We start from the raw sequence: 12,720 nt of genomic DNA, 5'->3' as shown, positions 1-12,720 counted from the left end.
GCCAAGAAAATGGCGGTGAAATGGGAAGAAATGGCAAATGAAGGTGACCATTACCGCCTTGCTTTCGACCGTGAGAATACATGGAGCCAAAAGTATAATATGATCTGGGATAAGATGTGGAGTCTGAATTTATTTTCGAATAATGTAATCAGCAAAGAAGTCAATTATTATTTAATGAAACAGAATCCTTATGGGTTACCGTTAGATTCTCGCAAAGAGTATACAAAGTCTGACTGGATTATGTGGATTGCAGCTATGTCTCCAGATTTAGAAACTTTCAAGAAATTCATAGATCCTCTCTATAAATATATCAATGAAACGACTTCACGGGTACCTATTAGTGATTGGCATGATACAAAAACAGGCAAAATGACAGGTTTTAAAGCGCGTTCAGTAATTGGAGGATACTGGATGAAAGTATTAATAAATAAAGTACAAAACAAACAATAAAATAAATAATCGTTCAAAGTTGATACAATTAAATAGAATGTGAAATAACTCAATATATTTTAAACATCCACCCGTATTGTACTGATTCTCTAAAGTATAATACAGGTGATAAAATTAATTTGCTATGAAAAGTAAAGAACAAGTGTTTTGGTTTTTAAGCCATAATAAGATGTGGTGTATCCCACTCTGTCTGGCTGCATTTTCATTATTACCTGGTAGCTATACTCATGCTGCCAGTATAATAGATGAAAATACATTAATAGTAAACTCTACCCAACAACAACGTATTGTAAAAGGTACTGTTATTGATGCCAATGGTGAGCCATTAATAGGAGTCAATGTAAAAGAAGTAGGGGGGAGTACTGGTACAATCACTGATATAAACGGTGAGTTCTCTCTAAATGTAGCTCCCAAAACAAAATTAGAAATTTCTTTTATCGGTTATCAAACACAGAATGTTACTGTGGGAGAGGCGAGACAAATTACTGTAACCTTACAAGAAGATACACAAGTTCTAGATGAAGTTGTTATAACAGGATTTGGTATGTCACAAAAGAAAGCAACATTGACGGGTGCTGTTTCTTCAATTAAATCTGAAGAAATTGCTCGTTCTTCTGCTGTTACTGCAGGTGGAGCTCTGGTTGGTAAAATTGCAGGTGTAAATACTCGTCAACAAGATGGACGTCCTGGCGCTGAAACAGCTTTGCAAATTCGTAACATGGGTACTCCATTATTTGTAATTGATGGTGTTATTTCAGATACAGGGCAATTTAGTCAGATGGATTTTAATGATATTGAATCTATATCTGTACTAAAAGATGCATCAGCTGCTTTATATGGGGTACGCGCGGCGAATGGAGTAGTGGTTGTTACAACTAAGAAAGGTAGTCGTAATTCTAAAAATACAGTTTCTGTTAATGCTTATTATGGTTGGCAGAAAAACTCTAAATATGTTAGTCCAGCTAATGTAAAGGATTATGTTCATGCCTATGTAACAGCAGAAACATTCTCTGGACGTAATGGCGATTCTCGTCGTTACAGCAAAGAAGAATACGAGAAATGGATGAGTGGTACAGAACCTAAATATCAAGGATGGAATTGGGAAGACTATATTTGGGTAAGCGCTCCGCAGTATTATATTAATACTAATTTCTCCGGAGGTACAGATAAAGCAAACTATTATGTAGCGGTATCCCACATTAATCAAGATGCAACTATCCGCAATTATGGTGGATTCCGTCGTACAAATGTACAGATGAATATCGAAATGAATGTAAATGAACGTCTCAAGGTAGGGGCAAGTATGAATGGACGCATTGAAGATCGTCGTCATCCTGGAGTACCGGGAGCTGATGATACATGGCTGCCTCGTTTCGCAACAATGAAAAATCAACCAACTAAACGACCATTTGCTAATGATAACCCGAATTATCCACAGCTAGTATCCGACCAACCGGAAACAAACTTTGCTATTTTGAATTACGAGACTACAGGAAAGGTATCAGATGTATGGCGCGTAATTCAAATGAATGGTACTGCTGAATATGAGATTCTGAAAGGATTAAAATTCAAAGGAATGCTAGGCTACTATTATGCTTATAACGAACTGGATAACCAAGAATTCACCTATGAACTATATGGTTATGACGAACAAAAAGATAATTACTATGTAACCAACCGTATGTCAAATCCTTATCGTGAGCGCAACCGCGAGAAGGTAGAAGATCAATTTTCAAACTTTCAGTTAAACTTTGACCGCAAATTTGGTAAACATGCGGTTGTTGCTGTAGCTGGATTTGAGGCAAGTCAGCGTAAACGCCCTAAAATGTGGATTCATTCTACACCAGTTTCTAATGCAATGGATTTGATTCGTCTGAAAGAAATTCAGGAGTTTAATGATGATGGAAATAGAACAGAGGCACGTATGGGATATTTGGGACGTATCAATTATAGTTATGCTGACAAATACCTAGTTGAATTAATAGCTCGTTGGGATGGATCATGGAAATTCCGTCCGGATAATCGTTGGGGCTTTTTCCCATCAGCCTCTTTAGGCTGGCGTGTTTCTGAAGAGAACTTTTGGAAAGAGAGCAAAATTGGTGAGATCGTTACTAATTTAAAGTTACGTGGTTCATATGGCGAAGTTGGTGATGATGCTGTTTCTGACTATTCTGCTTTTGACTATCTACCTGGCTATAATTACAACAGTGGGGGTGCAGTAATTGATGGCAACTGGGTAGTAGGAACTTCAACTCGGGGACTACCTAACCAAACACTATCCTGGATGACAGCAAAGATTCTAGATATTGGCGTAGATTTAGGTTTTCTCAATAACCGTTTGAATATACAATTTGATTATTTCCGTCGTGTACGTGATGGAATTCCTGAACCTCGTTATGATGTGTTAATACCGAACGAAGCAGGTTTTAGTCTACCAAAGGAGAATCTTAAATCAGATATGCATAGAGGTTTTGATGCTTCTATTATGTGGACTGATCAAATCAATGATTTCAATTATAGTGTTGGGGGTAATATAACCTATTCCCGCTTTTGGGATTGGGAACAATATAAGCCGCGCTTTAGTAATTCGTGGGATGAATACCGTAACAGCATTTGGCATCGTGTAGGATATGTGAATTGGGGGTATGAAGCTATCGGTCGTTTTGATAGTTGGGAGCAAATTGCCAATTATCCAGTTGATAATGATAGAAAAGGGAATCGTACAGTAGTTCCAGGAGATATCATGTATAAGGATCAAAACAATGATGGAGTGATCAATTATTTGGATGAACGTCCCATTGGGTATCGTGTAGATAGTACTCCTACTCTCAATTTTGGTATTAATCTTTCTGCATCATGGAAAGGATTTGATTTGGCAATGGATTGGACCGGCTCCGGTATGACATCATGGAATCAATGTTATGAGACAGCCCGTCCGTTCCAAAACGATGGTAACAGTCCTGATGAAGTATTGAAGGATGCATGGCATTTATCTGATATATGGGATGCTAATAGTCCGTTAATTCCAGGTAAATACCCCATGGTTCGTCTAAATACTGATGAAACTAGTGCTTATGATAAAAGTTCATATTGGTTACATAATGTAACTTATTTAAAGTTACGTAATTTGGAAGTCGGCTACACATTCCCCAAAACATGGTTAAACAGAACTGGCATTAGTAATTTAAGACTGTTTGTTTCAGGCACAAACTTACTGACTTTATCCAATTTGTCTGTGATGGATCCGGAATGTGCATCTGACAACGGTTTGGATTACCCTCCGATGCGAGTAATAAACATTGGCGTAAACCTAAAATTTTAAGAAACAATGAAAAAGAAATATTTATATACAATAATGACTGCCACGATGTTGTCATTGGGCAGTTGTAGTGGCTTCTTGGATACAAAGCCCGATACGTTATTAACCCAAGATCAGACTTTTGGAGACCCTACATTAGTTAAATCCGTATTGGCCAATTTTTATGGACGTGTAACAATAGGACAGCGTATTGATGACTGGGATCAATGGACAATGCTAGACGAGGTAATTCATTTCGACACAAATAGCGATGAGAATATTGATAGAAACAAATGGCGTACATATGACTATACTCTAGTACATGACCTTAATCAGTTCTTAGAAGGTATTAAACCCTCAGACGCTGTAGATGAAGCCACGAAAACTGCTTATATAGGTGAAGTACGCTATATTCGTGCATGGCTTTATTTTTGTATGGGACGTACTTTAGGTGGTGTACCTATAATAAATGATGAGATATTCAATTACACTCCAGGAATGGATATAACAACTCTGCAGATACCCCGTTCTACTGAGGCTGATTTATACGATTATGTAATCTCAGAATGTCAGGAAGCCTCCAAAATGTTGACCAAAGACACTAACAAAAACTCTGCACGAGCCAATTATTGGGTAGCAAAAATGCTGGAAGCCCGTGCTGCTTTAACTGCAGCTTCATTAGCTACTTATAACACGGCCGAGGCACATCCGCAGTTGCGCACGAATGGTGGAGAAGTAGGTATACCTTTTTCCAAAGCCCAAGAATACTATAAAATAGCGTTGGCCGCTGCAAAAGATGTTATAGAAAATGGACCTTACAAGCTCATGCTGGCATCAGAGCAAACTCACAAAGCATATGCGGACAATTTCTATAAAGCTGTATGCCAAAAAGATGGTAATACAGAAGTCATTTGGTGTCGTGATTATGTCTCTCCGGGGCAAACACATCAGTTCACTAAAGGAAACCTGCCCAAAAGTATAGAACAAGATACTGGAAGTGACCGTTTATCTGTTTTACTAAATCTAGTTGAGGCTTTCGAACCACTTGATGCCACGGAAGAACAAAAAGGGACGAGTATACCATTTGAAATTGGTACCCTTGAAAATCCGAAATTCTTTACCGAACCAACAGAACTATTCATGGAACGTGACCCACGCCTAATGGGTTCTATCATTGTACCTGGAGCAACTTTTGACAGTAAGGTTATTGAATTACAAGCTGGGCAACTGCGAAAAGAAAATGGTTCATGGTCTGAAGTGACTGGAGCCCGTAATTCTTATGACGAGGATGGCAGGTTGATTACAGCTAATAATGGTCCTTTCGGCGGTAATGACCGAGAAATAAACCGTACCGGTTTCTACGTGCGCAAATATTTGGATGCTACACCTTCAGCAGGTACTATTGGACGTGGTTCCGAAATGTGGAATGTTTATTTCCGTATAGCAGAGGCTTATCTAATTGCCTCTGAAGCTAGCTGGGAGCTATCACGGGATAATACTGATACAGATGCACTGAAGTATATTAATGCCGTTCGTAATCGGGCTGGAATCTCGTCATTAAATACAATTGATCATGAGAAAATCATGCATGAATACCGAGTAGAATTTGCATTTGAAGGTAATCGATGGTGGGATCTGAAACGCTGGATGGAGGCAAGCAAAATATGGACTGGTGAACCAACAGCAAGAACTTCACAACGCTTAGGACTATGGCCATTCAAAGTGGTTGCTTCAGGTGATCCTAACGATGGCAAGTGGGTATTTATTGAAAAAGATATGCAAAAGTTAGATTTATGGCGCCGTCCGTTAAAATGTACAGAAGCACAATATTATTCAGAAATTGATAACGGCTGGATTAATAATAATCCAAAGTTAGTGAAGAATCCTTATCAGTAACTTAATAAGAAACAATGAAGATGAAAACAACATTTAAAATATATTCAATAGTCATATTATCCATTTTTGCATTAATAAGCTGCAGCAAAGATAATTATGACGAACCTACCTCCTTTATAAAAGGCCGTGTGGTCTATAAAGGAGAGGCTTTACAATTACGTGGCAACGAAGCAGTCAAATTGCAGCTATACCAACGTGGCTATCAAAAACATGATCCTGTAGAGGTTTTTGTAAACCAAGATGGAGAGTTCTCTATCTGTATCTTTGATGGACAATATCAATTAATAACGAAGGCTGGCAATGGACCTTGGAGTGATGAGGGACGCGATACTATAGAGATAAAATTAAATGGACTTGCCACACAAGATGTTGAAGTAACTCCTTATTACTTAATAGAAGATGCTAAAATAGCTCTGAATGGTAATAAAGTTGATGCTTCATTTAAAGTAAATAAAATAGCAGGTACTGGAATTGATCGTATGATTATGTTATTAAGTACCACACAATTCTTGAGTGATGCTGAACATAATGTAGATCGTTATGACGAAACTGAAAATTTAGCACAATACGACGAAACAGGTAAGATATATAGTTTTACTACCAAAGATTATACTAATAACAGTATGTTCCAAACAGCTTTAAAAAGAGGAACATTGTTTGGACGTATTTGCCTGTGGCCCAAAGGGTCTGATCAAGGAATTTATTCGGAAGTATTTAGACTTAAATAGAACTATATTTCAGTTTTATTTATGAGGGTGTCTTCGGACACCCTCTTATCATTTATTCTAACTCAAGGAGTAAACGGAACTGTGCCAGATGGTTTAGGTAACGGAGTATTCACCGGTAAAGGGACTCCCAAATCCGGCATTCCATCAGCATCCCATCCTATCTTCTGCAATCGTGGATTGCGACTTTCCGACTCTCCCGTATTACCGCTAGGAACACTTCTTGCCTGATACAATATATACCATTCCGTTCCATCAGGCGAAGGAAGAAAGGAAAGGTTAGCCGGGCCATACACTCCATCTTCCGGTCTCTGTTGAAATACAGGAACGGGGCTCTTCTTCCAGGAAGCCGGATTCAGCAAGTCACTATCCGCGTCGGCAGTCAACATTCCGGTACAATAATAAGGAGACCAGCAACCGCTTGCCGCATAATAGACAATGACAGTCCGGTTATCTTTGGAATGAAAATACTGAGGGCTTTCATTTACATAAATCGGATAAGCAGTCCGCCCGCCATCCGGATTTACCCACTGCCGTTCCCATTCATACTCCGGCTTCGAAATCAGAACCCTTTCCGTAGCCAATGTCCAGGGGTTTTCCATGCGGGCAATATAGATGCATTGTGTTTCACTGCCTATCCTCCGATTAGGCCACCCGGACCATAGAAGATAAAGCTCCCCTTTATGTTCAAAAGTTGAGGGATGTATTCCCCAGTTCCAATCGGGATTGGTCATGATCGCTCCTTTCATGCGAAACTCTCCCTGCATAGGGTCAGGAGAATCATTCTCAATCACATAAATCTGATGATTATCTGTATTTCCATCATCGGCAGCAAAATAGATATACCATTTACCATTGATATTCCGTATTTCCGGATTCCAAAGGTTATGGCTATTCGAAGGATCTTTAGGCACCCAGACCTCTTTACAAGTGGAATGAGCCATATCGGTAATATCGGTGGTTACCCACAGATATATTTGCTCATTAGTTTCATGGGTATAATAATATTTACCATTATGGTAAATCGCGCTTGAATTAGCCCCTTCCATAAATAATGGATTGGCATAAGTATCTTTTTCAACATCTTCTTTTTTTCCCGCCCGTTTGGAATTACAAGAGATGTTCAGCAAAACAAGGAATAATAACAAACATAAATTGATTCTCATAGTTTCATTTTTAAGATGATACAAAGAAAAGACTTTTTTTTCATTAATAGTTAATAAAGCGAAAATAAAAATTAAGTTTGGAATATCATTCTCGTCATTACATCGTGACACATCCTGCTGATGACAGGAAAACAGAAAAAAGAGAATGTAAAGACAAACTACCCATTAATAATAAAAACAGAAAGTTTCTTGGCATCATTACACACTTTCACACGAAATATATTAACCGTTTATATACTTCTTCCGAATCATTTATTAATAAATTCGTTCATCGTTTATTATAAACGTCCCCCAAGTTTATTATAAACCCGAGCATCGTTATTTCAGCAACAAATATTAATTTTAAGCAACAAAAAGGGCTGCAATTCCCATAAAGAATCGCAGCCCTTAGCTTGTATCAGACTATCCGGCAAGCATTATCCGAAATGGAAACGCTTGCAATCTGTTATTATATTGTACTTATTATTACTCATTTTTCGTCTATATTATCAATGTTATCGAATTTACTTCCGGTTCTCACTTACAAATATACAACATAAAAAACGGTTTGTCAAGCCCTGCATGCTTCTTTCATACATCTGATGATAAATCAAATGGTAGAATCGGCATCCGGAGTGCTTTCTACCGCTGTATCGGAAGCATACAACTGATTGACATATTCCTTCGGGAGAACTCCATATTGTGCCTTGAAACACTTGGCAAAATAAGAGGAGGAAGTGAATCCAACCTGTGCCGCAACCTCGGAAATACGTGTACCGCCCTGAATTAACTCAGCTGCCTTATTCATACGGAGGGCCTTCAGATAATCATTGGGCGACATTCCCGACAATGCTTTTATCTTCCGATAGAAGTTGGAACGGCTCATGTTCATCTGCTCTGCAAGAGTATCGATGGAGAAATTCTCGTCTGCCAACTGGTCGGCAATCACTTCCTGTATCTTGGCAACAAACTCACAATCTCTCTGAGTCATCGCAAGTTCTGCCGAGGCCTGATTGGCATTCCCGGACAAACTAACCATCAGCTTATGGAAAGACTGCCTCAACCGGAGCAGGTTCTCGATCTGCTTATGCAGTTGTTTGATAGAGAATGGCTTCTCAATATACACATCGGCTCCGCATTCCAGTCCTTCCACCTTAGATTCCAGCGTCGTTTTTGCCGTCAGTAAGATGACCGGAATATGTGAATAGTCGATTTCCGATTTCACTTTGCTACAGAGTTCCAGCCCGTTCATTTCCGGCATCATCACATCACTGACGATGACGTCTACACTCTCCTGTTCGAGTATCTCAAGTGCCGCACGACCATTCGGAGCTTTCAGCACACGGAACCAGGCAACCAACGAGTCACGCGTCAGATTCAACAGTTCGACATTATCTTCTACCAGCAATACGGTGAATTTCTTTCCGGAGAACTCTGAAGGAATATTCTCTGCCGAACCTTCGTTTTCGGAATGAACCTCAACGATATCAGCAGCTTCTTCTGCCTTCTTTTCGCTTAAAGGAAGAGATAATATAAACGAGGAGCCTTGCGGTTCGTTATCTTCAAGGCGCAGGCTGCCTTGATGGGCTTCTGCCAGAGATTTCGCAAAAGCCAGTCCGATACCGGTACCTGTGGCGGTAGCGACTTTATCATCCGGCATTTGGTAGAAGGCTTCAAATATCTTTCCCTTTTGGGCATCCGGTACTCCACGACCGTCATCACTCACATATATCTCATATCCCGCATCAGTTGTCACGAGTTTCAAATCGATACGCGTACGGGCATATTTTATCGCATTGCCCATCAGATTCACCAGTATCTTACTCAACTTTTCCCGATCGACCATTGATACCAGTTCCTGCTCGGGCAGAGTCAATACCAGTTCAATTCCCTTTAACTCGGCAGGACTGGTGAACTGACTATATACATCATTCACTATTTCCTTAATATCGCAACTTACCAGATTCAGTTGCAAAGCTCCGTTTTCCATCTTCTGGAAGTCGAGCAGCTGATTGGTAATCCCTAAAAGATAGTTTACATTCTTATCTATTACAGACAGATACTTAGCTTCTTTTCCTTCATGTTCTATCTCTTGCAACTTTTCAAGAGGCAATCGGATCAGACTGAGAGGGGTACGTATCTCATGTACCAGATTAATGAAGAAGCCGATCTTTGATTTATAAACTTCCTGTTCTTTAGCAATCTGATATTTCTCCATCCGACGTTTGTACTTATGCTTCACGCGAAGATTCCAGCGCCATGCAATCCAGACAATCCAGCCCATCAACAGGAGAATATAAATAAAATAGGCGAAAGAACTACGCCACCAAGGGGGAGTAATCACTACCCGCAGAGTAGTCGTTTTCTCGTTCCACTGATGGTCATTATTGGAGCCACGCACTTCGAACTCGTATTCTCCGGGAGGCAGATTGGTATAAGAAGCAGAGTTGTTCTCGGAGTTGGTAATCCACTCTTTATCTACTCCTTTTAATATATAGGAATATCTGTTTCGTGCCGGGTCTTCATAGCTTAACGCCACAAAACGAATCGTGAAACTATTATTTTCATAAGACAAGGTTATCTTGTCAGCCATATAAATCGGTTTCCCCAGTTGAAGCAGCTTCTTCACTTCCTGTTCGTCATTCAGATAGGATAAACGGATATCAGTCACATATACCGGAGGAATGTAGGAATTATCCACAAAACGTTCCGGCTGGAAAACATTAAAGCCGTTGATTCCGCCAAAATATAGTTTACCTTCAGAAGATTTTAAAGAAGAACGTGCCATAAACTGATTTCCCTGCAAACCATCATTAATCGTAAACTGTCGGAAATGAGCTTTAGAAATCGGATTAATCTTAAATATCCCTGCATTGCTGGATATCCAAAAATCTCCTGTCTGATCTTGTTCAATAGAATAGATCACCTTATTGGGAAGCGCAGAATCAAACTCAATAAATGCCTCTGTTTTGGGATCGAAGGAGCATAATCCTCCCCCATTCGTGCCAAACCACATCACGCCTTTGTTATCTTCAAATACCGTGATCACCGAATTACTGGTAATGGTGGTCGAATCTTCCCGTTCGTGCTGGAAATGTTTCCAGTGTCCGCTCAGGGTATTGTAGGAGAACACACCGCTGTTGGTCGTTGCAATCCACAGATTGTTATACATATCCTCATATATATCGCCCACGGAAATCATGGAGCCGATACTGGTAATCGTCATGAAATTATCGGCATCAGGATTATACCGGCATAAGCCCCAGCTTGTTCCAACGAAGATTTCCCCTTTCCGGTCTTTATATATGCATAGTACGTCATTGCTGCAAATGGTATTGGGGATTCCGCGCGAGTGTGTATATTCCTTTATCGAACCGGTACGCAGATTAAGCACACGTATTCCTTCCGCATAAGTACCGATCCAAAGACAATCGCCGTCTAACATCAAAGAGCGAATATCATATTTCTGACTCTTTACACCACCGATATGATATTCCGAAAGCTCCCGTGTAACGGTATTGAAGAAATATAAGCCACTCTGAGTACCAATCCAGATATTTCCGTCTTTATTTTCACAGAATGGGCCTACCACCTCTCCTGCTCCCGCTATCCCCGACAGATAGGCGGGTGAATAGTAATCGAAACGCTTGGTCTGCTTGGACATATAGTTGATACCTCCCAAGTTCGTCAATACCCACAGAGCACCTTCCGCATCCCACATCATGCCGTTTATAGTCTGATCACTCAGACTTCGCGGATCAGCCGGATTATCTGCACGGAGGAAGGTTTTCGACTCGCGGTTGAATAGATAGAGTCCATTATCGGTTCCTACCAGCAGTTCATTTTCCGTATATTTCAGCAGGCTGCGAACTGCCCCGAAGTTCAATGAAGGAGCCATGTAATTCTCAACCGTTCCAGTCTGCCGGTTCAATCTCCCCAACAAATTGTTGCCTGCTCCCAGCCATACTTCTCCCTCTACATCCAGTACACAGTTTATTTTGTAACTATCGGAAGAGTTCACGTCCGATGAGACCTTATATGATTGCAGAAATTTGCCGTTTTCATCGAAACAAAGCAGTCCTTCCTGTAGCGAAGAAACATACACCTTCTTCTTATCGTAACTCTGACAGACGTCCCAGACAAAAGAGGTCTGAATACTATTCTGAGTCAACACTTCGGTCTTGGGATCATAAATAAAAAGTCCCTGCCCTAAGGTGGCAATCCAGAGAAGTCCGTTATCCGTCTTTACAATCTTCTTGATTTCACTGCTGACGTATACGCCATACTGAGTAGTCTTGTCAAAATAGGAGAAACGGTCCGTTGCCCGGTCATAGATATACAGTCCGGAGTTCGTTCCAACCCATATATTCTGATCTTCTTCAATCAGTGCCTCAACGAAATTGTTCTCCAATGAGAATTTATCGTTCAATACATTCCGATAAACTTTATTGCCCCGACCGTCATAACGATTCAGTCCGTCACTGGTGCCCAGCCAGATAAATCCATAGCTATCCTGTATAGCACACCATACCGTATTATGTGACAAGCCATCTTCCACCTGATATTTCTTGAAGGAGAAATAGGGAGATGCAGACAATGGTTCGAGCCAGAAGGCCAGTAAAAGTATCAGTATCTTTGTTAACTTCATACCAAGTGTGTCTTATGTTTAGATTAACGATTCAACCAGGGTTCCGGATTCAACTTTTCTTTCTCTCTGCGTAACTGGAAATGCAGTACCGTTCGTCCGTTATCCGCGCCATCAGAGAATATCTGTCCGATAGACTGCTTCGTACTCACCGTATCGCCGGATTTCACCGAAGCGGAAGACAGATTACAGTAAACGGAAATATAATTACCATGCCGGATGAGGACGTTAAATAGTCCGTTCAACTGGAACACGGCTGCTACCTTACCATCAAAGATGGCACGGGCTTGTGCTCCCGGCTTTCCTTGTATATCAATTCCTTTATTGTCCAGCTTCACATTACGGAGTCCTTCAACGGAATACTGTCCATAGCGGCTGGTTATGATATAAGGTCCGGATATAGGCATCGGAAGTTTCCCACGGTTGGCAACAAAGCTACCGGACAGTTCACGATCTGCCTTGCTCATCGTAAAAGCGTCCAATGGCTCCGACTTCGGTTTGGCAGCCGTTCCGGTTTCGGAGGCACCTTTGTCATTTGTATCCGCCTTCTTGCGGGCTGCC

7 protein-coding genes are annotated in these 12,720 nt (G+C 40.6%); 4 read left to right on the top strand and 3 right to left on the bottom strand.

Features of this window, described 5'->3' with window-relative positions; translation table 11 throughout:
- The 4 genes from DW640_RS22355 to DW640_RS22340 form a co-directional block, all read left to right on the top strand.
- The coding region (locus tag DW640_RS22355; RefSeq protein ID WP_117578967.1) for a DUF1793 domain-containing protein at positions 1 to 450 on the top strand (450 nt) is incomplete at its 5' end.
- Positions 451 to 574: 124 nt separating this feature from the next.
- Positions 575 to 3,772, top strand: a complete 3,198-nt coding sequence (locus DW640_RS22350) for a TonB-dependent receptor (RefSeq protein ID WP_008763735.1) — start codon at positions 575 to 577, stop codon at positions 3,770 to 3,772.
- A gap of 6 nt (positions 3,773 to 3,778) precedes the next feature.
- The gene (locus DW640_RS22345) at positions 3,779 to 5,644 is read left to right on the top strand and encodes a RagB/SusD family nutrient uptake outer membrane protein (protein WP_008763734.1); all 1,866 of its coding nucleotides are present in this window, start codon (positions 3,779 to 3,781) and stop codon (positions 5,642 to 5,644) included.
- A gap of 20 nt (positions 5,645 to 5,664) precedes the next feature.
- Positions 5,665 to 6,372, top strand: a complete 708-nt coding sequence (locus tag DW640_RS22340; protein ID WP_022470163.1) for a DUF3823 domain-containing protein — start codon at positions 5,665 to 5,667, stop codon at positions 6,370 to 6,372.
- A 62-nt stretch (positions 6,373 to 6,434) separates the two neighbouring features.
- Here DW640_RS22340 and DW640_RS22335 read toward each other — a convergent pair whose 3' ends face one another.
- The 3 genes from DW640_RS22335 to DW640_RS22320 form a co-directional block, all read right to left on the bottom strand.
- Complete coding sequence (locus DW640_RS22335; protein ID WP_008763732.1) at positions 6,435 to 7,535, bottom strand: family 43 glycosylhydrolase; 1,101 nt, start codon at positions 7,533 to 7,535, stop codon at positions 6,435 to 6,437.
- A 589-nt stretch (positions 7,536 to 8,124) separates the two neighbouring features.
- Complete coding sequence (locus DW640_RS22325) at positions 8,125 to 12,162, bottom strand: hybrid sensor histidine kinase/response regulator transcription factor (protein ID WP_117578965.1); 4,038 nt, start codon at positions 12,160 to 12,162, stop codon at positions 8,125 to 8,127.
- A gap of 23 nt (positions 12,163 to 12,185) precedes the next feature.
- Positions 12,186 to 12,720, bottom strand: a 535-nt coding sequence (locus DW640_RS22320) for a murein hydrolase activator EnvC (RefSeq protein WP_147326402.1), incomplete at its 5' end; no start/stop codon positions are given.

The sequence above is a fragment of the Bacteroides sp. AM23-12 genome (assembly GCF_003434395.1).
Classification (GTDB): domain Bacteria; phylum Bacteroidota; class Bacteroidia; order Bacteroidales; family Bacteroidaceae; genus Bacteroides; species Bacteroides thetaiotaomicron.
Note: the sequence above shows the minus strand (reverse complement) of the source record. Positions and strands in the feature narration are given on the sequence as shown.